Origin of the sequence: Azospirillum brasilense (assembly GCF_003349955.1) — a bacterium.
Lineage (GTDB): Bacteria > Pseudomonadota > Alphaproteobacteria > Azospirillales > Azospirillaceae > Azospirillum > Azospirillum brasilense_B.
Genome location: NZ_QLKQ01000004.1, coordinates 106,740 through 129,392 on the forward strand (window position 1 = coordinate 106,740; position 22,653 = coordinate 129,392).

Sequence of the window (22,653 nt, forward strand, 5' to 3'; positions counted from 1 at the left end):
CGCTCACAAATCCATGATGGAGTCTTCGGACGCGGCGTCGAAATCGGCCCCGCCGGACCGGCCGGAGCGGCGTCCGCTGGCGCCCTACCTGCTCAGCCTGCCGGCGCTGGCGCTGTTCGCGGTGCTGCTGCTGGTTCCGCTGGTCATGACCGGGCTCCTGTCGCTGAACAGCTTCGGATTCTACACGGGCATCGAGGACGTCTGGCAGCTCGGGAATTACATCGACATCGTCACCGACGACTATTTCCACGAGATCTTCCTGCGCACCTTCCGCATCGCCGTGGTGGTGACCCTGCTCTGCGCCGTGCTCGGCGCGCCGGAGGCCTACATCCTGCGCCGCATGCGGTCGCCCTGGCGCGGCCTGTGCCTGCTGGTCGTCCTGGGGCCGCTGCTGATCTCGGTGGTGTCGCGCACGCTCGGCTGGGCGCTGCTGTTCGGCTCCACCGGCATCATCAACACGGCGCTGATGGCGGTCGGGCTGATCGCGACGCCGATCGAGTTCATGTACACCGAGACCGGCGTCATCATCGCGCTGACCCACGTGCTGGTGCCCTTCATGGTGCTGTCGGTCTGGGCGTCGCTGCAGCGTCTGGACCCGCAGGTGGAGAACGCCGCGCTGTCGCTGGGCGCCAAGCCCTTCACCGTGCTGCGCCGGGTGGTGCTGCCGCAGGTCGTGCCGGGCATCCTGTCGGGGTCGATCATCGTCTTCGCGCTGGCCGCCAGCGCCTTCGCCACCCCGGCGATCATCGGCGGGCGGCGGCTGAAGGTGGCGGCGACGCTGGCCTACGACGAGTTCCTGAACACGCTGAACTGGCCGCTGGGCGCCGCTATCGCGATCCTTCTGCTGCTCGCCAACATCGTGATCATCGTCGGCTGCAACCGGCTGGTCGAACGTCGCTACAAGCAGGTGTTCGAATGAACCGCAACGGCCCCGTCGCCCTGGTCTTCCACATGCTGTTCCTGGCCTTCCTGCTGGCGCCGATCCTGGTGGTCTGCGTGGTCGCCTTCACCTCGCAGGGCTATCTGTCGCTGCCGACCGAGGGTCTGTCGCTGCGCTGGTTCAAGGCCATCGGCGACAATCCGGAATTCGCGCGGGCCTTCCGCGACAGCCTGCTGCTGGGGGCGGTCAGCTCCACCATCGCGGTGGCCTTCTCGGTCCCGGCGGCGCTGGCCATCGCCCGCCACCAGTTCCGCGGGCGCGAGGCGATCACGGCGCTGTTCCTGTCGCCGCTGATGGTGCCGCACATCGTGCTGGGCATCGCCTTCCTGCGCTTCTTCACGCAGATCGGGCTGGGCGGGACCTTCGCCGGGTTGGTGCTGAGCCACGTGGTCATCATCCTGCCCTTCGCGCTGCGGCTGATCCTGGCGGCCTCCACCGGCATGGACCGCTCCATCGAGAACGCCGCGGCCTCGCTCGGCGCCACCTCCTGGACGACCTTCCGGCGGGTGACGCTGCCGCTGATTCTGCCGGGCGTGGCGAGCGGCTGGGTGCTGGCCTTCATCAACAGCTTCGACGAGGTGACGATGACCGTCTTCATCGCCTCGCCCGAGACGACGACGCTGCCGGTGCGTCTCTTCCTCTACATCCAGGACAACATCGACCCCCTGGTCGCCGCGGTGTCCGCCTCGCTGATCTTCATGACGGTGGCGGCGATGCTGGTGCTCGACCGGCTCTACGGGCTTGAGCGGCTGCTGGTCGGCCGCGGACAGGAGTGAGCGTCACCATGACCGAGAGAACGAGGTCCGACTGCGACGTCGCCGTGATCGGCGGCGGGCTGGTCGGGTCGGCCATCGCCTGGGGCCTCGCCCAGCAGGGGCAGACGGTCGCCGTCCTCGACGAGGGGGACGTCGCCGTCCGCCCGTCGCGCGGCAACTTCGCCCTGGTCTGGGTGCAGGGCAAGGGGCTGGGCCTGCCGGAATACGCCGGCTGGACCAAGATGTCCTCCGACACCTGGACCGGCTTCGCCGAGCGGCTTCAGGAGCAGACCGGGATCGACGTGTGCTACCGCCGGCCGGGCGGCTTCCTGCCCCTGCTGTCGGAGGAGGAGATGGAGCGGCGCGCCGGCCAGCTCCGCCGCCTGCACAACCAGCCGAACGTCGTCCGCTACGACTACGAGATGATGGACCGCGCCGCCGTGGCGAAGGAGATGCCCTTCATCGGCAAGGACGTGGTCGGGGCGAGCTATTGCCCGCTCGACGGCCATTGCAACTCGCTGAAGCTGCTGCGCGCGCTGCACAGCGGGATGAGCCTGTCCGGGGTCTCCTACCTGCCGCATCACCGGGTGGAGCGGATCGAGCCGCGCGATGGCGGGTTCCGCATGGTCACCGCCTCGGGGGACGAGGTCCGCTCGGGCAAGGTGGTCATCGCCGCCGGGCACGACGCCCGCCGGCTGGCCCCGATGGTCGGGCTGGACGCCCCGGTGCGGCCGGAGCGCGGCCACGTCATCGTGACGGAGAAGACCGCCCCCTTCCTGAACTTCCCGGTCGGCTTCATCCGCCAGACCGACGAGGGCGGGGTGATGATCGGCGACAGCTTCGAGGATGTCGGGCTCGACACCACCGTGCGCAACGGCGTCACCTCGACCATCGCCGACCGCGCGCTGCGCATCTTCCCGCTGCTCGGCAAGCTGAACGTGGTGCGGACCTGGGCGGCGCTGCGCGTGCTGACCCCGGACGGCTTCCCGATCTACGAGCAGTCCACCACCATGCCCGGCGCCTTCGTCGCCACCTGCCACAGCGGCGTGACGCTCGCCGCCAACCATGCGCTGGCGCTGGCGACGCACATCGCCGCCGGCACCCTGCCCGACGAATTCTCGGCCTTCAGCGCCCGGAGGTTCCATGTTCCAGCGGTTGCCTGACGCGGGCGGAGAGCGCGTCTCCTTCACCATCGACGGCCAACCGGCCGAGGCGCTGTCCGGCGACAGCGTCGCCGCCGCCCTGATCGCCAACGGTGTCGGCGCCTGCCGGACCACCCCGGTGTCCGGCGCGCCGCGCGGTCCCTACTGCATGATGGGCGTGTGCTTCGACTGTCTGGTGACCATCGACGGCACCGGCAACCAGCAGGGCTGCCAGATCCGCGTCCACCCCGGCATGCGGGTGGAGACCCAGAACGGCAAGCGGGAGATCGAGCGGTGACCGACCTGAAGCCTCGTTACGATCTGGCGGTGATCGGCGCCGGCCCGGCCGGCCTTGCCGCCGCCACGCTGGCCGCAACGCGCGGCCTGTCCACCGTCCTGCTGGACGAGCAGGCGGCCCCCGGCGGCCAGATCTACCGCGCCATCACCCGCTCGCCGGTGAGGAATCCCAACGTCCTCGGGACCGACTACTGGCACGGCGCCGATCTGGTCGGGCCGTTCCGCGACAGCGGCGCCGATTACCTGCCCGGCGCCGCGGTGTGGAGCGTCTCGCGCACGCTCGACATCGGCCTGTCGCGCGATGGTGCTGCGCGCATCCTGCCGGCGCGGCACGTCATCCTGGCGACCGGCGCGCTGGAGCGGCCCTTCCCGGTCCCCGGCTGGACGCTGCCGGGCGTGATGGGGGCGGGGGCGGCGCAGATCCTGCTCAAGACCTCCGGCCTCGTCGCCTCGGGCAACGTGGTCATGGCCGGCAGCGGGCCGCTGCTCTGGCTGCTCGCCTGGCAGTATCTGCGGGCCGGCGCGCGCATCGACGCGATCCTCGACACCACGCCGCGGGAGAACTGGCGGCAGGCCATGCCGCTCCTGCCGGCCTTCGCCCGTTCCGGCTATGTCGGCAAGGGGCTGAAGCTGCTGCTTGAGGTCCGCCGCAAGGTCAAGGTGATCGGCAACGTCTCCGCCCTGCGCGCCGAGGGCGACGGGCGCGTCCAGTCGGTCGTCTATCGGCAGGGGAACGGGGCGGAGCAGCGCCTTCCGGCCGACACGCTCCTGCTGCACCATGGGGTGATCCCCAACATCAACCTCGCCAACGCCACCGGCTGCGCCCAGTCCTGGGACGAGGCGCAGCGCTGCTGGGTGCCGGACGTCGACGGCTGGGGCGCCACGTCGGTGGAGGGAGTCGCCATCGCCGGCGACGGGGCCGGCATCGGCGGCGCGCTGGCGGCGGAGCACCGCGGCCGGCTGACGGCGCTGGACGCCCTGCACCGGCTGGGCGCCATCGACCGCGCCACCCGCGACCGCGACGCCGCCCCGCACCGCGAGGCGCTGGACCGGGCGCTGCGCGGCCGCGACTTCCTCGACGCGCTCTACCGGCCGGGCAAGGACTTCCGCGTCCCCGCCGACGACACCATCGTCTGCCGCTGCGAGGAGGTGACGGCGGGGCAGGTGCGCGACGCCGTGAAGCTGGGCGTCAGCGGGCCGAACCAGACCAAGTCCTTCCTGCGCTGCGGCATGGGGCCGTGCCAGGGGCGGCTGTGCGGCCCGACCGTGGTCGAGGTCATCGCCGACGCCCGCGGCGTCTCCCCGGCGGAGGTCGGCTACTACCGGCTGCGCCCGCCGGTGAAGCCGATCACGCTGGCCGAACTCGCCTCGCTGCCCAAGGCCGAGGACGAGGTGGCCGCCGTGATGCACCACTGACGGGGCAGGGGGACGCCATGTCGGAGCCGGACGTCATTATCGTCGGGGGCGGCCTGCACGGCTGCTCCACCGCGCTGCACCTCGCCCTGCGCGGGGTCCGGGCGCTGGTGCTGGAGAAGGACCACATCGGCCGCCACGCCTCCGGCGTGAACGCCGGCGGGGTGCGCCAGCTCGGCCGCCACGCCGCGGAGGTGCCGCTGTCCGTCGCCTCCATGGCGCTGTGGCACGGCATCCGCGACCTCGTGGACGACGACTGCGGCTTCGAAAGCCACGGCCAGCTCAAGGTCGCGGAGACCGAGGCGGAGCTGGACTCCTGCCGGGAGCGGGCGGCCCAGCTGACAGCGCTCGGCTTCACGCACGAGGAGGTGGTGGATCAGGCGGAGCTGCGCCGCCTCGTCCCGGCCATCGCGGAGCATTGCCTCGGCGCCCTGGTGTCGCGCCGCGACGGCGCGGCCATCCCCTATCGCACGACCTTCGCCTTCAAGCGCAAGGCGGAGAGCCTGGGCGCCCGCTTCCACGAGGGGGCGGCGGTGGCGCGGGTCGCCCGCTCGGGCCGCAATTGGCGGGTGGAGACGGCGGATGGCGCGGCGCACGAGGCGCCGGTCCTGGTCAACTGCGCCGGGGCCTGGGCCGACCGGCTGGCCGCCCAGCTCGGCGAGCCGGTGCCGCTGGAGGTCATCGCGCCCATGCTGATGATCACCGCCCGCGTGCCGCCCTTCCTGAAGCCGGTGGTCGGGGCGACGGGCCGCACCCTGTCCTTCAAGCAGTTCCCCAACGGGACCGTGCTGATCGGCGGCGGGTTGCTGGGCCGCGCCCACCGCGACGAGAACCGGACGGACCTCGACTTCGCCAAGGTCAGCACCAACGCCCGCACGGTGTGGGACCTCTTCCCGATCATGCGCAGCGCCACCATCGTCCGCTCCTGGGCGGGGATCGAGGCGCGGATGCCCGACGACATCCCGGTGATCGGCCCCAGCGGCACCGAGGAGGGGGTGTTCCACGCCTTCGGCTTCTCCGCCCACGGCTTCCAGCTCGGCCCCATCGTCGGGCGGATCACCGCCGACCTGATCACCCGCGGGGCGAGCGACCTGCCCATCGACGCCTTCCGCATCCAGCGATTCCGCCATACGGCGGCCGCCGCGTGACCGCTCCGGCGGAGCGGCCTTTTCAGGAGACCCACGTTTTGACGATTCAGCGTTTCGATTGCGGCCCGCGGATGAGCGAGATGGTCGTTCATAACGGCACCGTCTATCTGTGCGGCCAGATCGCCGATTTCGAGGCCATGGGCGGCGTGACCCACGACGTGACGGCGCAGACCCGCGACGTGCTGCGCCAGATCGACGCCCTGCTGGAGCGCGCCGGCACCGACAAGAGCCGGCTGCTGACCGCCACCGTCTATCTCGCCGACATGGCCGGCTTCGCGGCGATGAACGCGGCCTGGGACGCCTGGGTGGACCGCGCCAACGCCCCGGCCCGCGCGACCGTCGAGGCCAGGCTCGCCGACCCCGACCTGCTGGTCGAGATCCAGGTGATCGCTGCCCTCTGACCGGCTTCCACCGACCCATCAAACCGGAGTTCACTATGAAACGTCTGGCCCTCGGGCTGGCGATGAGCCTGTGCGCCCTCGCGGCGGCCGTCCTCTCGGACGCGCGTGCCGATGGCCCGCCGCTGCGCATCGCGACGGAGGGCGCCTACCCGCCCTTCAACATGACCGCCCCCGACGGCACGCTCGGCGGGCTGGAGGTGGAGCTGGCCAACGCGCTGTGCGAGCGCATGAAGCGGCGCTGCACCCTGGTCGCCCAGGATTGGGACGGCATCATCCCAGGCCTGCTGTCGCGCCGTTACGACGCGATCATGGCGACCATGAACATCACGCCGGAGCGCGCGAAGGCCATCGCCTTCTCCGTCCCCTACATGGTCGTGCCGGCCTATTTCGTGGCGGCCACCGGCGGCGGCATCGACGGAACCGAGGCCACCCTGGCCGGCAAGTCGGTCGGCGCCCAGACCTCGACCACCCATTACCGCTACGTCGAGAAGCACTTCGGCAAGACCGTCTCGCTGAAGAACTACGACACCGCGTCGAATCTGCTGGCCGACCTGAAGAGCGGGCGCATCGACGCCGCCATCACCACCGGCGCCACCGCGTCCGACTGGGTGAAGGCCGACGCCTCGAAGTCGCTCCAGCTCGTCGGCAAGCCGCTGGTCGACGCCGAGGTGTTCGGCCCCGGCGTGGGCGTCGGCCTGCGCAAGGAGGACGCGGACATCAAGGCCGCCTTCGACGCCGCCATCGCGTCGGTCGTCCAGGACGGCACGCTGGCCCGCATCGCCGCCAAATACGTCGATTTCACCGTCACCCCCTGACCAACAACCCGTCCGATACCAACCAAAACCGGGAGAGTTCTCGTGATCAAGCGCGTTGAGAAGACCAAGATCATGCACCGCGTCGTCGTCAGCAACGGCATCGCCTTCCTCGGCGGCATCATCGCCGACGACGTCAGCGTCGGCATGCGGGAGCAGACCGCCCAGATCTGCAAAAAGCTCGACGCCGTGCTCGCCATGGCCGGCACGGACAAGACGAAGCTGCTGTCCGCCCAGCTCTTCATCACCGACATGAAGGCCAAGGACGGCATGAACGCCGCGTGGCTGGAGTGGCTGAACGGCGACGACCTGCCGGCCCGCGCCACCATCGGCGTTGCCGACCTGGGCGACCCGTCGATCCTGATCGAGGTCGTGGTGACGGCGGCCATTTAACAATCCGCTGAAACGAACGGGGGCGCCCGGCACCGTCATGGTGCGGCGGGCGCCCCCGGTCAACGAGCCCGTCCGTGTTCGGCGTTATGCCATGTGGCGCAGGACTTCGTTGCTGCCGCGCCAGATCATGTCGAGCGCGACGTAGGAGATGATGGCGAGGCCGACCCAGCCGATCCAGCGGTGCTTGTGCAGCACATGCGCGATCATGTTGGCGGCGGCACCCATCAGGACGACCGACAGGACCAGACCGATCACCAGGATGGTCGGGTGTTCCTTGGCCGCACCGGCCACCGCCAGCACGTTGTCGAGCGACATCGACACGTCCGCCACCACGATCTGCCAGATGGCAGCGCCGAAGGTGGTGGCCCCCGCCGCCGCGACGGCGGCGTTGCCCGCCACGCCGGCGGTGACGGTGCCCGAGGGGTCGGGCGCGTCCATCGCCTCGTCGGGGGCGATCTCGTCGGCGCCGTGGCTGCGCAGCTCGCGGAACATCTTCCAGCACACCCACAGCAGCAGGACGCCGCCCGCCAGGGTCAGGCCGATGATGGCGAGGAGCTGGGTGGTGATGAGGGCGAAGAACACGCGCAGCCCCATGGCGGCGGCGATTCCCCAGAAGATGACCTTGCGGCGCTGGGCCAGCGGCACCGCCGCGGCGGCCATGCCGACCACGATGGCGTTGTCGCCGGCCAGGACGAGGTCGATGGCGATGACTTGGAGCAGCGCGGCGAGCGCTTCGGCTGTGAACAGATCGGTCATGCGGTGCCTTCCTCTAGCATAGGGCAAGAGAGCAGCACCCACGGGCGGAACCAGGCACGCGGCGGAAACGCTGCCGGCAGGGGCGGGCGGGGGCCACTCTGTATGTCTCCAGTCCGACATCACAGTTCAGGGAACTGTCAGAGGGGCCCGGCCTGGTAAGCCGGTCTTTATACCAACACGCCGGACTCCACCACTTCGCTTTCGCCGGGGCGGCCATGCGATCCTGTGCGGGGTGGGACGGCACGCCCTTGGACGTGGGCGTGCCGTTTGGCCCGTTCAGAGGGGCCCGGTCAGAGAGGCAGGCTGCCGACCGGCGTGCCGTCCGCCGTCTCGACGGACAGGGAGGTCCAGCGCGGCGCCCGGCCGCCGCTGCGGCTCACCGACAGCGAGGCCGCGTCCGTGCCGGTGACGGTCAGCAGGCAGACGAACTCGTCGCGGCACACGCTCTCCCCGTCGTCGTCGAACAGGGTCAGCGGGGCGTAGCCCTCCGGTCCGGGGAAGCAGCGGACGGTCAACGGACCCTCCGCCCAGGAGGGGGCGGGGCCGAGCGGCAGCAGCGTTCCCGCCCGGACGAAGGCCGGGGCCACGCCCAGCGGCGCCGCCACGGTGACGCGCGCGCCGCCGTCGTAGCGTTGTCCGTCGCGCAGATCGTACCAGCCGCCGGGCACCGCCGGCAGCCAGACCTCCAGCTCGGTCCGGCCGGGGTCGAGGACCGGGGCGACGAGCAGCCGGTCGCCGACCATGGTGCTGTCCTCCTCCCCGTAGGCCTCGGGCTGGTCGGGGAAGTCGTAGAACAGCGGCCGCATCACCGGTTCATGGTCGCGGTGCGCCCGCCACAGCAGCGTGTAGAGCAGCGGCACCAGCCGCTCGCGCCAGTCGAGCGCGGCCTTCACCTGGGGCAGCAGCTCCGGGTAGGTCCAGGGCTCGGTGACGCTGCCGTCGTCGTTCCAGGAATGGATGGTGAAGCGCGGCCACCACACCGCCTGCTCGATCCAGCGCATCAGCAGTTCCGGCTCCGGACGGGGACCGGCGAAGCCGCCCACGTCGTGGCCGTAGTCGAACAGGCCCGACAGGCTGAAGCCGTGGCCCATGCGCAGGTTCCAGCGCAGCGTCTTCCAGCTCGTCCGGTTGTCGCCCGACCAGGTCTGCACATAGCGCTGGAGGCCCGGCCCGCCGGAGCGCGAGATCAGGTAAGGGCGCTTGTCCGGCGCGTGCGCCACCTGGGCCAGATGCGAGGCGCGGATCATCAGATGGGTCTGCACCGGGCGCAGAGTCGCCATCGTGCCGCCATGGCCGTTGACGTCGCAGACCGCCGCGTCGTCCCAGATCTCGAACTCGTTGTTGTCGTTCCAGGTCGAGCCGATGCCGCGCTCCAGCAGCTCCTTCGTGACGTTCGCCATCCACCAGCGCGTGGTCGCCGGGTTGGTGAAGTCGAGATAGGCGCCGTCGCCGCCCCAGAACTGGGTGATCTGCGGGGCGTCCGGGGCGTCGCTGTCGCGCACGAAGCCGCCGAAGCCCTGGACCTCGGCGAATTTCGGATGGTCGTCGAGCAGCGCCGGCTTGATGTTGGCGACGAGATGGACGCCGGCCTCGGCGAACTTGGCGGTGACCGCCTCCGGCTCGGGGAACTTGTCGCGGTTCCAGTGGAAGACGTAGCGCTTGTCGCCGATCATCGTGTAGCCGGACGACATCTGGAACGAGCCGCAGGGCAGGCCGTGCTCCTTCAGCGCGTCGAGGAATCCCAGCAGCCGCACCCCGGCGTCCGGCGCGTCGGTGTACTGCATGGTCGACCCGGAATAGCTGATCGCCCAGCGCGGCCGGAAGGAGGTGCGGCCGGTCAGGGCGGTGAAGTTCGCCACGACCTGCGGGATGCTCGGCCCGAACAGGACGTAGCAGTCGAGGTCGCCGTCCGACGCCTCGAAGCGGATGAAGTCGCCGTGGTAGGCGTCGATGGTCTGGCCCAGATCGAAAAGGCCGCGCGACAGGTTGTCGTAGAAGACGCCGACCGCCGCCCCGCCGCGCTCCGGCCGCACGCTGAGGCAGAAGGGGATGTGTTTGTAGAGCGGGTCGCTGGTCTCGGCGTCGTAGCCGAGCGCGTCGGTCGTCCCCATGGCGAGACGCCGGCCGCGCTTGTCGGTGCCGCCGCTCTTGTCGCCGAAGCCGTGGTAGCGCTCCCCGGCGTGGCTGACCAGATGGTGGGCGAAGCGGGGGGAGCGGTCGTCGAACAGGTAGGGTTGGGTCGGCCGGTCGGCCAGGACGAGGCGCCAGCCGTCGCCCTCCGCCGCCGGCTCGTACCAGCGCAGCGCCAGGGGCGCGCGCTGGACGACGACGCGCCAGCCGGGGGTGGTGATCGTGACGCTGTCGGCGCTTTCCTCGATCGCCGCCGGAGTGCCGGGGAAGCCGGTCAGGTCGCGGCGGTCGCGCCCGTCGATGGGGTCGGCCAGCGCGGGGTCGGTCTGGCCCGACAGCTCGGGCGCCAGCGACCAGGTGCGCGGGGCGCGCAGCCCGGCGGGCCGCTCGATGAGGACGCGCGCCAGCGCCGGCCCCAGCGGGAACAGGGTCAGGCGGTAGCCGCGGTCGAGGTCGAAGGCGATTTCCCGGGGGCCGGCTTGCGCCCCGTCGCGGGATGGAGCGGGCGCAACGAGGGAGGCGCCGGTCAGCGTGCGCATGGCGCGTGAACTCCTGACGTCATGAGACATGAGGTTTAGGGGGAGCCGGGGCCCAGGGGCGGAACCCGGCTTGAGTCCCGCTTACTTGATGAGGCCGAACAGGCTGGGCAGCCAGAGCGACAGGCCGGGCACGTAGGTGACGATCAGCAGCGCCGCCGTGCTCCAGGCGAAGAGGGGGATCAGCGGCCGGATCACCTGCTCGATCGACACGCGCGCCACGGCGCAGCCGATGAACAGGGCGCTGCCGGTCGGCGGCGAGACGATGCCGAGCGACAGGTTGAACACCAGGATCACCCCGAAATGCACCGGATCCACCCCCAGCTCCACCAGCACCGGCAGGAAGATCGGCGTGAAGATCAGGATGCCCGGCGTGATGTCGAGGAAGGTGCCCATCAGCAGCAGCACGATGTTGACCAGCAGCAGGGCGATGATCCAGTTGCCGGACACCGACTGCACCCAGTCGCCGATGATCTGCGGAATCTCGGCCAGCGACATCACGTAGGCCATCGCCATGGAGGTGCCGACCATCAGCGCCACCACCGCCGTCGCCACGATGGTGTCGATCAGGATCTGCATGATGTCGTCCAGCGACAGCTCCCGATAGGCGAGCGCCAGGGCGAGCGCGTAGACGACGGCGATGGCCGATCCCTCGGTCGCGGTGAAGATGCCGCCGACGATGCCGCCGATCACCACCACGATCAGCCCCAGGCTGGGCAGGGCGGACAGCATGGCGCGCGAGGACTGGGACAGGGTCGGGGAGGGCAGGCGGGCGTAGCCGCGCTTCTTCGCCATGATCCAGGCCGGGATCATCACCGACAGGCCGAGCAGGATGCCCGGCAGGTAGCCGGCGACGAACAGCGCCGCGATGGAGGTGCCGCCCGACACCAGCGAATAGACGATGAAGGCGCCCGACGGCGGGATCAGCAGGCCGGTGATGCAGGAGGAGATGTTGACCGCCGCGGTGTAGCTGCGGTCGTAGCCGGCCTTGTCCATGGCCGGCTGCATGGTGCCGCCGATGGCCGAGGCGGCGGCCACCGCCGACCCCGACACGCAGCCGAACATCATGTTGGCGAGGATGGTGATCTGCGCCAGCGGTCCGGGCATCCAGCCGACGAAGACCTTGGCGCAGTCGATCAGGCGGCGGGCGATGCCGCCCCGGTTCATGATCGAGCCGGCCATGAAGAAGAAGGGGATCGCCAGCAGCGCGAAGCTGTCCAGGCCGGTGGCGATGCGCTGCGCCGTCACCGAGATCGCCGGCAGCGGCGGCATGATGGTCAGCAGCGCCGTGATCGAGGCGAGCCCGGTGGCATAGGAGATGGGAACGCCGAAGGCCAGAAAGGCGACGAAGGCGGCGCTGAGGACGAGGGCGGGGGAGAAGTCCATGGCTGCGTTTCCGCGACGGAAGGGGTGGGCGTCATACCGACGGCACCTGAAGGCGCCGCCGGCATGACCCTCTCGATCAATGCCAAGGCATTGATCTGCCGGGTTTCACGGCTGGAAAATGATGGAAGTGATCATTGTCCAGCCGTATCAGTCGAGCGAGACGGCGTGGCTGGTCACGCCCGGCCCTTCGCGCAGGCTCTCCATCAGGGCGATGACCATGTAGATCAGGGTCAGCACGCCGGACAGCGGGATCACCGCGTAGACCATCCACATCGGCAGCTGGAGCGCCGGCGTGACTTGGCCGAGCGTGCGCGCCTTGTCCACCAGCAGCCAGCCGCCGCCGCACAGGATCGTCACGGTGAACAGGGCGACCAGCGCCGCGATGGCGATCTCGACGCCGCACCGCGGCCGGGCCGGCAGAAGGTCCACCAGCCCGGTGATGGCGATGTGGCCGCGCTTGCCCAGCACATAGGCCGAGCCCAGCAGGCTGACCCAGATGAAGGCGAAGCGGGCGATCTCGTCCGTCGCCGACGTCGAGACGTTGAGCGCGTAGCGGGCGACGACCTGCCACACCACGCAGCCCAGCATGGCGACCGTCAGCGGGATCGTGATGGCGAGCACGAGGCGGTCGAGCGCGCGGTGGATGGATGCCAGCATGGGGGCGCTCCTCTGTTTCGACGCGGCGGGCGGGCGGGGTCTTACTTGACCGCCTGGATGCGGTCGGCGAGGGTGGCCAGCGCCGGGGTGGCCTTCAGGTCGTCGTACATGGGCTGCACCACCTGACGGTAGGCGGCCTTGTCGGCGTCGACGAACTTCACGCCCATCTTCGCCGCCTCGCCCTCGGCCTTCTCCAGCTCGGCCGCCCAGCGGGCGTTGTGGGCCTTGGCGCTGTCGCGGGCGGCCTGGCGCAGAAGCTCCTGCTGCTCCGGCTTCAGGCGGTCCAGCGTCGCGGTGGCGACCAGCACCACGTCGGGCACGCGGGTGTGCTCGTCGCGGGTGTAGACCTTCATCACCTCGCCGTGGCGGGCCAGCGTCAGGGCGGTCACGTTGTTCTCGGCCCCGTCGACGACGCCGGACTGCAGGGCCGTGTAGACCTCGCCCCAGGCCAGCGGGGTGGCGGTGGCGCCCAGCAGGTTGATCATGCGGGTGGCGATCGGTCCGGGCTGGACGCGGACCTTCAGGCCCTTCAGATCCTCCGGCTTGGCCAGCGGCTTGTTGGCGTAGAAGCTGCGCGTGCCGTTGTCGTAATAGGCGAGACCGACGAAGGCCTTGGCGCGGCTGGAGGCCAGGACCTCGTCGCCCACCGCGCCCTCGACCACCTTGAAGAAATGGTCGTTGTCGCGGAACAGGAAGGGCATGTCGTAGACGCCGAAGCTCGGCTCGAAGGCGGCGAGCGGCGAGGCGTTGGCGTGCACGAGGTCGAGCGCGCCGTTCTGCATCTGCTCGATCAGTTCGCGCTGCTGGCCGAGCTGGCCGGCGGGGAACACCTTGATGTCCAGCTCGCCCTTGCTGCGCTCGCGCACCAGCTTGGCGAACTCGTCCAGCGAGACGTCCACCGGGTGGCCCTTAGCCAGCCCATGGCCGAGGCGCAGCGTGGTCTTGGCGGCGGCCGGGCCGGCGACGAGGGTCAGGCCCATGACGGCGGCGACGGCGGTGGCGAGAAGGGCGGCGTGACGACGGTTCAACGCGAACATGACGGTTCCTCCGGTTATCGTGATTTGGCTGAATCGGTGCGCGGCGATGCGGGCGCGTCGGCATCGGCCATCGCCCGGTAATGGTCCGCAAGGACGGCGAAGGCGCGCTTGCGGGTGGTCTTGTCCTCGGCGATCAGCCCCTTGCGGTTCCAGCCGCGCTGGAAGGCGGTCTGCCGCCGCTCGGTGCGGAAGTCGTAGAGAACCCAGGGGGTCATCCCGCGCACGTAGGGGGCGGTGGCGAGGATGGCGAGCTGCTCGCGGTAGACCGCCTCCTGGCAGTCCTCGGTGAAGAGGTCGCGCGGGCCGCCGCGCAAGCCCGCCACCGCGTCGGCGCCGAATTCGGAGATGATCACCGGCTTGCCGGGGGCGGAGTTGGCGAGCAGCCGGCGCAGCCCGTCGAAGGAGGGCTCGTACCAGCCGAAATACTCGTTGAGGCCGATCACGTCGAGATGGTCGGCCAGCCGGTCGGCGATGGCGAAGCGCTCGCGGTCGATCAGGCAGGCCGCCGTCACCAGCCGCGTCGGGTCCAGTTGGCGGGCCAGGGCGGCCAGCCGCGCCATGAAGGACAGGCGGGCGTCGGTGTCGGCGTTCTCGTTGCCGACGCCCCACAGGATCGTGCTGGCCCGGTTGCGGTCGCGGGCGATCAGCTCGGCGAGCTGATTCGCGGCGTCCTCGTAGGTGTCGGGGTTGGCGAAGTCGATGGCCCAGTAGACGGGAATCTCCGACCACAGCATCAGCCCGACCTCGTCGGCGATGGCCGCCGCCCGCGGGTCGTGCGGGTAGTGGGCGAGCCGCAGGAAGTTGCAGCCCAGCGCCTTGGCGTCGGCGTAGCGGCGACGGATGTCCGCCTCGTCGCTGGTCTTGCCGAGCGTGAGGTCGTCCTCATGGACCGAGACGCCGCGCAGCGTGATGTCGCGCCCGTTGAGGAGGATGCGCTCGCCCGCCACGGCGATCTCACGGAAACCGACGCGGTCGGCCACGCAATCGCTGCCGAAGCGCAGGGTGACGCCGTAGAGGCGCGGCGAGTCCGGAGACCACAGCTCCGGGGCGAGGTCGAACTCCACCCGCCCGCGCCCGGCCGTGACGGGGATGGGGGAGGGCGGCAGCAGCCCGTCGATGGCGACGGTGGCGGTGCCGTCCACCGGGTCGGACAGGGTGACGTCCACGGCGACGCGGCGGAAGCCGCTGCTCGGCACCAGAGCCACGCCGAAGTCCCGGATGAACAGCGCGGGCAGCCGCAGCAGGGCGACGGAGCGGTAGAGGCCGCCGTAGTTGAACCAGTCGGTGTGGCGCATCGGCACCCGGTCGGTCCGGCGCGCGTTGTCGACCTGGATCTGGAGACGGTTGGGGCCGGGGCGCAGATGCCCGGTCAGCTCGACGCAGAAGGGCGTCGAGGCGCCGCGGTGCGCGCCGAGGAACTGACCGTTCAGGAAGACGCGCGCCTCATAGGCGGCGGCGCCGATGTGCAGGACGGTGCGTTCCCCGGCCTCGCCGGGTGTGTGGTCCAGCGTCCGCGTGTACCAGACGCCGCCCTCGTAATGCCGCCACTCCGGGCGCAGCATGTTCCAGCAGGCGGGGACCGGGGCGGTCTGCCACGCGCCGTCGTCGTAATCGCGCGGGGCGGTCCACTCCGAGGCCGGCACCGGCTCGTCGGCGTACCATGCCTGGCGCAGCCCCTCGTCGTGGGGGTCGATGGCGAAGCACCAGTCGCCGTCCAGCGACTCGACGGCACGCCCGGCGACGGTCACCAGGGCCGCGGCGTCCACCCGCCCGCGGGCGAAGGCGTCGGCGTAAGCTTCGTCATGAAGATGGTCGTAAGGGTCAACGACCGTGGCGCGGTCGGCGCCTTCGGCTGTCATGAGCGTCCTCTCCCTCGTCTTTTTTCCGCGCCCGCCTCGTGGAGGGGCGTGGTGGGCCATTCGTCCGTCCCTCGGCGTCGATAGCGATATCACCACCGAGGGAAATCGATTACCCTTGCCGAAACAATAGGCGGGCGTGCATCTCTACGCAACCGGTTTTCACGCCGCCGCCCACCGCCAACCCTCTTGCGCAGACCGAGGTGCCATGCCCCCGCCAGCCGACCGCAAGCGCGCCTCGCGCACGGAGCGCGCGTCGCTCGCCCCGTCGCTCGCCCAGGTGGCGGCCCGCGCCGGGGTGTCGGTCGCCACCGCCTCGCGCGTCATCAACGGCGTCGCCAACAAGGCGACGGAGGAGACGGCGGAGCGGGTGCGGACGGCGATCCGCGAGCTGGGCTATCGGCCCGGCAGCGTCGGGCGGGCGCTGCGCCGCCGGGAGAGCCGCATCGTCGGCGTGCTGGCGGCGAATCTCGCCAACCCCTCGATGGCCGCCATCGCCTCGTCCATCGAATGGTCGCTGCGCGGGGAGGGGCTGGTGATGTCGCTGTGCGACACGCACGAGCGCGCCGACGTGCAGGACGAGTACATCCGCGAAATGCGCGCCCAGCTCGTCCGCGCGATGATCCTGGTGGGGGCGGTGGACAGCCCGGCGCTGGACGAGGCGCGGGCCGCCGGCGACACGCTGGTCTTCGTGAACCGCCCGGACCCCGGCGACCCGTCCTCGCCCTATGTCGGGCTCGACAACGCGGGGGCCGGGGCGGAGATCGCCGACCGGCTCCTGGAACGCGGGGTGCGCCGCATCGGCGTCCTGCACGCCTCGCTGGACCGCACCGCCGGTCACTGGCGCCTGCTCGGCCTGTTCGACCGGCTGGCCGCGGCGGGGGTGGACACGGCGGCCATTCCCTGCGCCACCGGGCCGGGGCTGGATCACATCGTGGCCGGCTACCACGCCATGGGGACGATGCTGGAGCTTGCGGACCGCCCGCCGGTGATCGTCTGCCTGAGCGACCTGCTGGCCTACGGGGCCTATCGCCGCGCGCGGGAGGCCGGGCTGGCGGTGCCGGGCGACGTGGCCTTCTTCGGATTCGACGACAACCCGATCAACCCCTGGATCGCCGACTGGCTGAACTCGGTTCGTGTGCCGTCCGACCATTTCGGGCCGGCCATCGTGGGCATGCTGCACCGGCTCTGGGACGGGGAGGAGCGGCCGGACCCGCTTCTGCTGACCCATCAGCTGACCATCCGCAACCGGCGCCTGCCGGGCGAGACCGGGCCTGTTCCGCCGCGCGGCCCCTGACGCTGCCCCCTGACGCCGGCCCCTGACGCCGGGAAGCCATTGTTCCGGGTGAGGCGGCCCCGTTTCCAGAACGGATTGGCGGCTGGGATACGCTTGGTCAGGGCCGGGTCAGCCGCCACTCCGATCCCATCCAGCGTGCCCCGGGAGGCGTCGTCCCGGGGCTTGGCGCCGAGCGTGGGCGGGCGCCATCGTGGTGATCTGATCCACTTCCCGGCCCCGGTCGAGAGGCTGGAGAAGCACGGCCTGGTGAAACGGCTGTCGTGACCGGTGTTGACGGTGGCCGGCCGTGCCGCGCCAACCGAGCCGATCGTGGAGACTGGCTTGGAGACTTCTCCGCAAAAGATGCTACTATCGAATGGTTTCCTCTTCAGGTTGGTATTCAATCCATTTATATTGCCATTGGTTAAGGGGCGCGGCCGGGTCGTCTGGAAAATCCGGGTAGAATTATCGGAATGGTGGTATGTTGGTCATACGTGCCGCGCAGATTGAGGTTTTGGCATCTTCGGCTCGCGCCGCGTACAGCCGCCGGGTGATTGCCCATCTTCGTGCGGACCTCCCCGATCTGGCCGCCGACCACAGCGACGCGTCCCTCCAGGCGCTGATCGCCGAGGCGGCGGCGTTGGGCGACCGCTGCGCCATGACCACGGAACACGACGTGTTCTGGCTGGTGCTGTTCCGGCTCTGCCTGGGGCCGGGGTTCGAGCACTCGACCGAGCATCCGTGGATCGGGGCGATCCTGGCCGATCCGGACATGCCGGGCGGGGTGAAGGCGCTGCAGATCCGCACACGGCTGACCGCCGTGACGGTGCAGGAGCCAGCCCATGGCCACTAAACTGCTCACTTTTCTTAAAAAGGTGGATGCCAGTCAATTCTCAACAAGCAAAAAGAGCGACGGGACGGAAACCGACTGTCAGCACAGCGCAAAAAATACCACCATACCTTGCAACCTGACCACGCTCAGGGTTACCGACGACACTTCGCAGAAGTCTGTGCGGTGTATCGCCCCGATGACCGGGTTCAAGCCGGATCCAGACGCGCCCCGGCATGTCCGCGACCGGTTGGCCGTGTACGATCTCGTTCTGGAAGTGCTGGCCGATCCGCAGACGCGCACCGCGAAACCCCCGGACACGCCGGCGGTGCTGGTCATCAGCTATAAGTATGAGGGAAACTGCCCGCACGGTGAGCACGCACTGCTCACCTACACCGGCTCCGCCAAGGAGGATATTGCCGAAAGCCGCAGTTGGCGGATGCAGACACCCACCCCCGTCAAAGTCTACGCGCACGGCCTGGGCGCCGGCATCTGGCTGGCGCCTTATTGGCACTTCGGCACCAGCGTCAAGGAGATGGTCGTCACCGCCCAGTCCTGCGGCGTGACCGGGAACGGTCGTCCGGCCCCGGCGCTCAACTGCCTGGTGCGGGTCTACGACAAGGACACCTATGTCCTGTCGTTCAGCATACCGTCCTTCAAGCGGTGGAACTATGGATACAAGACGGAGAGATTTCTGGGGACGGGCACCAGCAGCACGTCATCCTCCTACACCAATTCGACGTTCGGCAACATCAAGAGCCAGATCCAGAATTCCTCCAGCTCGTCCAGCACCACCAACAAGGACGGATTCAAGAACATCTCCAATACATCGTCCACATCGACGATAAAAGGGGACAATTATACGTCCAACTCCCAAAAAAGCGGGATCGAGAACGGACAGATATACAACGAATGGAAGGAGGAGACTGGGACTGTCAAGGGCGGGCTCATTTATCAGACCAAGGACGTCACGACCACGTCCGGCTCCAGCGACACGGGAAAAATCACCACCACTCCCAGCCATGAATTGGAGGTCACCCCCGTCCTGTCGCTGAAGCGCAACGGGGTGGAAGTCGACGGAACCAAGATCCTCAACACGCTGATCAAAGCCGCAACCGACTTCCACGAGAACGTCGTCAAGCCGCTCCAGGAGATCAACAGCTGGATGCCGAAGGTCGGCTTCACCTTCGACATTGACGTTGCGGTGATGAAGGGCATCATCAACTGCACCTGGGGCAACCGGCACCCGGCCAACGCACCGACCGGCGGGCGCTGGGTCGCGGTGGAATCCTACTTCAGCCTGACGGTCGATCTGCTGGTGCTCGGCCTCGACCTCAAGCTCGGCTTCGGCGTCGACATCACCTCGCCGGCCCTGCTCGACTTCTTCGCGGCGGAAAAGCTCTACGAGATCGTTCTGATGATCTCGCTGACCCTGCAGATGGCGGCCACCGTGAAAGCCACCGTGTCCGAGCGCTCCACCTCGACCAATTCGCCGTCCCCGGTGCGCATCCCCGGGAGTGCGGCGCCCGAACTGGCCGTCACCGGCAAGGCGAGTCTGTTCGGCACCAGACTGGTCGAGGTCAAGTTCGGCATCACCGGTCAAGTCTCGTTCGAAGGCGAATTGTCGGTCAGCTTGAAGGAGCATATGAAGATCACGGGCGAGGCGAAACGCGCCGTGACCAAGGTCTTCTGCTACTTCATCTCCAAGGACAAATCGCGCACCGAACTGCTCGACAAGGTCATCTACCCCGAAGCCAGCCTGTGGAAAGGAACCATGCCGTCGTGACCGCGTCCGTCGTCTACGCCGAAGTGGTGGCCAAGGGCTGCACCGTCGAGCTCTACCTCAACCGCATTCCGCTTGGCCGCATCGATCCGGAGCGCATGCCCCATCTGGAAATCGCGGTCTCCGAGTTTCTGCTCGACGGCGTGAACGAGCTGGCGATGATCGTCGAGCCTGGCCCGACGCCCAGCACGGCGCTGGCCAATCCGATGCCGGCCCCGACCGACGGCAAGCTCGCCGCCGCCCGCCTTGCCCGCTACCGCCCCGACGAGTTCGTCGGCGGCGAGGGCGGCGTCACCCTGGTGGAGCTGGGCTGGGAACCGAAGACGCCCGAGCCGCAGCCCCGCCTGCTGACCCGCCGCGCCGACCTCGGTCCGCAGTTCGGCCGCTGGGGCTGGCAGGACGCCCCCGTCCTGACCCTCGACCGCCAGCTAGCCAGCGAAACCGGCGATCTGCTGCGCCGCCTTCACCAGGCGATGGCGGCCGGTGACGGCCGTGGCGTGACCATGCTGCTGTCGCCGGCCTATTACGACCTCTCCCGCGCCTACCCCCGTCCACCCAACGCGTGGGCTGAGGGGTTCGAGACCTTCATGGCCCGTGTCTCCCGGCAGCCGGAATGGCGGATGCAGCCGCTCGATCCGGCGCGCGTCGATTTCCGTCTGGTCGCCGGCGGCCACATGCTGGAGTGCATCGACAAGGACTGGCAACCGACCCTGCGCACCGAGCCCTTGGCCGACGGCATGCCGTTCACTTTGCCGGTGTTCCTCGCCCGCCTCAACGGCCGCCTCGCCGTCGTCCGTTAGACGGTCGGACGCTCCCATGAGATGCCGCGCCTTGGGCGGCCCCGCTGCGATGCTCGGCACGCTCCCTTGGCGATGTGGACACCGGCTTGCTCTACGCAAGGCGCCGACCGATGGCGGCGGTGAGCGCGACGCCGCTGACCCGCGCCCGCCACACGCTCCGGACCAGATCGGCGATCCGCGCGACGGCCTGCTCCGGGGCCAGCCCGCCCAGCCGGATGTTGGAGATGCAGTTGCGGGCCGAGTCCGGAGTCCCCACCCGCGGCGCCCAGGTGACGTAACAACCGAGGGAGTCGGCCGCCGAAAGCCCCGGGCGCTCGCCGATCAGCACGATCACCAGGGCCAGCCCCAACGCCTCGCCAACCGCGTCGCCGACGGCGACCCTGCCTTGCTCCACCAGCGCCACCGGGGCCAGCTCCAGCCTCAGGTCACGCAACGCCTGCCCGAGCCCGATGACGACCGGGGCGGCGTTGGCGTCGATCGCCAGGGCCGACAACCCGTCGGCCACCACGATGCCCACGCGGGGGCGCTCCCCTCCCGCGCCATTCGTCCCCGCCAGCGCGCGCAGCCGGGCGGCGTCCTCGTCGGCGAGGCGGCGGCCCAGGTCGGGGCGGCGCAGATAGACGGCCCGGTCGGCGGCGGCGCTGCGCAACCGGACGGACGGCATCCCGCCGGATTCCAGCCGGCGGTGCAGCGCCTCCAGATCGGGGGTGGCCCACACGGCGTCGCGGGCACGGGCGTGGTCGTACAGGAAATCCAGATGAGCCCGCGTGGGCAGAGAGGTGCCGGTCCGGCCCAGCGCCACCCGCGCGTCGGTGAAACGGCGCAGCGGATGGATGTCCCCTGGAGCCGGGACAAGGCTCGGCGTCTTGTCGTCGTCGCGCCCGGTCATCGCGGGGCCTCCAGCGCGGCGAGCGACCGGACCGCCTCCAGAAGCGGCGCTCCCATCGGGGCGGGGCGCCAGACGTTCCGGTCGTCCAGCAGCCCGACCCGGCGCGCCCAGTCCTCGAACTCCGGGGCCGGCGGGCGTCCGGTCAGGCGGCGGACCGTCAGGGCGTCGTGGTGCGACAGGCTCTGGTAGTTCAGCATGACGTCGTCGGAGCCGGGCACCGTGATGACGAAGGTGACCCCCGCCAGGGTCAGCACCGCGAACAGCGTGTCCATGTCGTCCTGGTCGGCCTCGGCGTGGTTGGTGTAGCAGACGTCGCAGCCCATCGGCAGACCCAGCAGCTTGCCGCAGAAATGGTCCTCCAGCCCGGCGCGGATGATCTGCTTGCCGTCGTAGAGGTATTCGGGGCCGATGAAGCCGACCACCGTGTTGACCAGAAGCGGCCGGAAGGCGCGGGCGACGGCGTAGGCGCGGGTTTCCATGGTCTGCTGGTCGACGCCGTGATGGGCGTCGGCGGACAGGGCGGCCCCCTGGCCCGTCTCGAAATACATCGCATGGTCGCCGACCGTGCCGCGTTTCAAAGACAGCGCGGCCTCCTGCGCCTCGCGCAGCACGGCCAGGGAAACGCCGAAGCCGCGGTTGGCCTTCTCCGATCCGGCGATGGACTGGAACACGAGGTCCACCGGCGCCCCGCCCTCGATCGCGCGGATGGCCGTGGTGACGTGGCCGAGACAGCAGGTCTGTGTCGGGATGTCCAGCCGGACGCGCAGCTCGTCCAAAAGACGGACGATGCGGCCGTAGTCCTCCACACTGTCGGTGACCGGGTTGACACCGAGCACCGCGTCGCCGCTGCCCATCAGCAGCCCGTCGAGCAGGCTGGCGGCGATGCCGCGGCTGTCGTCGGTCGGGTGGTTGGGCTGCAGCCGCGTGGACAGCCGCCCGGCCAGCCCCAGGCTGTTGCGGAAGGCCACGGGATTCTCGCATTTGGCCGCCACCGCCATCAGGTCCTGCGCCCGCATGATCTTGGACACGCCCGCCACCATCTCCGGCGTCAGGCCGGCGGCCAGAGCGGCCAGGCCGTCGCGGCCGGCGGCGTCGGACAGCAGCCAGTCCCGGAACTCCCCGACGGTCAGCGACGCGACGGGAGCGAGGGCCGCGGCGTCCCGCCGGTCGTGGATCAGGCGGGTGACCTCGTCCTCCTCGTAGGGCACGAGGTCGGTGGTCAGGAAGTCGCCCAACGGAATGTCCGCCAGAACGCGCTGGGCGGCGTGGCGCTCCAGCGCGCTTCCGGCGGCCAGCCCGGCCAACTCGTCGCCTGAGCGGGCGGGCGACGCCTTGGCCAGCACGTCGCGCAGATGGGGGAAGCGCCAGCGGGTGCCGCCGAGCGCGCTGCTGTATGCCATACGGTCTCTCCGGCATG

21 protein-coding genes are annotated in these 22,653 nt (G+C 69.9%); 13 read left to right on the plus strand and 8 right to left on the minus strand.

Features of this window, described 5'->3' with window-relative positions; genetic code table 11:
* Positions 1-13 precede the first annotated feature (13 nt).
* The 9 genes from DXK32_RS03185 to DXK32_RS03225 are packed head-to-tail and all read left to right on the plus strand — an operon-like array spanning position 14 to position 7,301.
* Complete coding sequence (locus tag DXK32_RS03185) at positions 14-919, plus strand: ABC transporter permease (protein WP_348981586.1); 906 nt, start codon at positions 14-16, stop codon at positions 917-919.
* The gene (locus tag DXK32_RS03190) at positions 916-1,716 is read left to right on the plus strand and encodes an ABC transporter permease (RefSeq protein WP_114857200.1); all 801 of its coding nucleotides are present in this window, start codon (positions 916-918) and stop codon (positions 1,714-1,716) included. Before DXK32_RS03185 ends, DXK32_RS03190 begins: the two co-directional genes overlap by 4 nt.
* Positions 1,717-1,724: 8 nt before the next feature.
* A complete protein-coding gene (locus DXK32_RS03195) occupies positions 1,725-2,858 on the plus strand; it encodes an NAD(P)/FAD-dependent oxidoreductase (protein ID WP_114857234.1) in 1,134 nt (377 codons plus the stop codon).
* On the plus strand, positions 2,839-3,135 hold the full coding sequence (locus DXK32_RS03200) for a (2Fe-2S)-binding protein (RefSeq protein WP_114857201.1): 297 nt from the start codon (positions 2,839-2,841) through the stop codon (positions 3,133-3,135). The genes DXK32_RS03195 and DXK32_RS03200 overlap by 20 nt, the downstream gene beginning before the upstream one ends.
* Positions 3,132-4,550, plus strand: a complete 1,419-nt coding sequence (locus DXK32_RS03205) for an NAD(P)/FAD-dependent oxidoreductase (protein WP_247876949.1) — start codon at positions 3,132-3,134, stop codon at positions 4,548-4,550. Before DXK32_RS03200 ends, DXK32_RS03205 begins: the two co-directional genes overlap by 4 nt.
* Positions 4,551-4,567: 17 nt before the next feature.
* Positions 4,568-5,695 (plus strand): NAD(P)/FAD-dependent oxidoreductase, encoded by a 1,128-nt coding sequence (locus DXK32_RS03210; protein ID WP_114857202.1) that lies wholly within the window; start codon positions 4,568-4,570, stop codon positions 5,693-5,695.
* 38 nt (positions 5,696-5,733) lie between these two features.
* On the plus strand, positions 5,734-6,096 hold the full coding sequence (locus tag DXK32_RS03215; RefSeq protein WP_114857203.1) for a RidA family protein: 363 nt from the start codon (positions 5,734-5,736) through the stop codon (positions 6,094-6,096).
* A 35-nt stretch (positions 6,097-6,131) separates the two neighbouring features.
* On the plus strand, positions 6,132-6,911 hold the full coding sequence (locus DXK32_RS03220; protein WP_114857204.1) for a transporter substrate-binding domain-containing protein: 780 nt from the start codon (positions 6,132-6,134) through the stop codon (positions 6,909-6,911).
* Positions 6,912-6,953: 42 nt separating this feature from the next.
* Positions 6,954-7,301 (plus strand): RidA family protein, encoded by a 348-nt coding sequence (locus tag DXK32_RS03225; protein WP_114857205.1) that lies wholly within the window; start codon positions 6,954-6,956, stop codon positions 7,299-7,301.
* 84 nt (positions 7,302-7,385) lie between these two features.
* Here DXK32_RS03225 and DXK32_RS03230 read toward each other — a convergent pair whose 3' ends face one another.
* The 6 genes from DXK32_RS03230 to DXK32_RS03260 all read right to left on the minus strand — a co-directional run bounded on the left by DXK32_RS03230 (position 7,386) and on the right by DXK32_RS03260 (position 15,662).
* On the minus strand, positions 7,386-8,057 hold the full coding sequence (locus DXK32_RS03230) for a TerC family protein (RefSeq protein WP_014199023.1): 672 nt from the start codon (positions 8,055-8,057) through the stop codon (positions 7,386-7,388).
* A 290-nt stretch (positions 8,058-8,347) separates the two neighbouring features.
* Positions 8,348-10,726, minus strand: a complete 2,379-nt coding sequence (locus DXK32_RS03240; RefSeq protein WP_162801046.1) for a TIM-barrel domain-containing protein — start codon at positions 10,724-10,726, stop codon at positions 8,348-8,350.
* Positions 10,727-10,807: 81 nt separating this feature from the next.
* Positions 10,808-12,109 carry a TRAP transporter large permease gene (locus DXK32_RS03245; RefSeq protein ID WP_114857208.1) on the minus strand — a complete coding sequence of 434 codons (1,302 nt, stop codon included), beginning with the start codon at positions 12,107-12,109 and terminating at the stop codon, positions 10,808-10,810.
* Between the two features lie 147 nt (positions 12,110-12,256).
* Positions 12,257-12,766, minus strand: coding sequence for a TRAP transporter small permease (locus DXK32_RS03250; RefSeq protein ID WP_114857209.1), 510 nt, complete (start codon positions 12,764-12,766; stop codon positions 12,257-12,259).
* A 41-nt stretch (positions 12,767-12,807) separates the two neighbouring features.
* Positions 12,808-13,803 carry a TRAP transporter substrate-binding protein gene (locus DXK32_RS03255; protein WP_114857210.1) on the minus strand — a complete coding sequence of 332 codons (996 nt, stop codon included), beginning with the start codon at positions 13,801-13,803 and terminating at the stop codon, positions 12,808-12,810.
* Between the two features lie 14 nt (positions 13,804-13,817).
* A complete protein-coding gene (locus tag DXK32_RS03260; protein ID WP_162801047.1) occupies positions 13,818-15,662 on the minus strand; it encodes a glycoside hydrolase family 2 protein in 1,845 nt (614 codons plus the stop codon).
* 205 nt (positions 15,663-15,867) lie between these two features.
* Here DXK32_RS03260 and DXK32_RS03265 point away from each other — a divergent pair, with 205 nt between their 5' ends.
* The 4 genes from DXK32_RS03265 (at position 15,868) to DXK32_RS03280 (ending at position 20,347) form a co-directional block, all read left to right on the plus strand.
* Positions 15,868-16,956: a LacI family DNA-binding transcriptional regulator gene (locus DXK32_RS03265; RefSeq protein ID WP_114857212.1), complete on the plus strand. Its 1,089-nt coding sequence runs from the start codon at positions 15,868-15,870 to the stop codon at positions 16,954-16,956.
* A gap of 493 nt (positions 16,957-17,449) precedes the next feature.
* Complete coding sequence (locus DXK32_RS03270) at positions 17,450-17,788, plus strand: hypothetical protein (RefSeq protein WP_162801048.1); 339 nt, start codon at positions 17,450-17,452, stop codon at positions 17,786-17,788.
* Positions 17,778-19,550: a hypothetical protein gene (locus tag DXK32_RS03275; protein ID WP_162801049.1), complete on the plus strand. Its 1,773-nt coding sequence runs from the start codon at positions 17,778-17,780 to the stop codon at positions 19,548-19,550. The genes DXK32_RS03270 and DXK32_RS03275 overlap by 11 nt, the downstream gene beginning before the upstream one ends.
* Positions 19,547-20,347: a hypothetical protein gene (locus DXK32_RS03280; protein ID WP_114857215.1), complete on the plus strand. Its 801-nt coding sequence runs from the start codon at positions 19,547-19,549 to the stop codon at positions 20,345-20,347. The genes DXK32_RS03275 and DXK32_RS03280 overlap by 4 nt, the downstream gene beginning before the upstream one ends.
* A gap of 91 nt (positions 20,348-20,438) precedes the next feature.
* On the opposite strand, the gene eutC is transcribed toward DXK32_RS03280, so the two are convergent.
* On the minus strand, positions 20,439-21,236 hold the full coding sequence (gene eutC / locus DXK32_RS03285) for an ethanolamine ammonia-lyase subunit EutC (protein ID WP_114857216.1): 798 nt from the start codon (positions 21,234-21,236) through the stop codon (positions 20,439-20,441).
* Entirely contained in the window at positions 21,233-22,636 is a 1,404-nt protein-coding gene (locus DXK32_RS03290) for an ethanolamine ammonia-lyase subunit EutB (protein WP_114857217.1), read from the minus strand. Before DXK32_RS03290 ends, eutC begins: the two co-directional genes overlap by 4 nt.
* Positions 22,637-22,653: the final 17 nt, after the last annotated feature.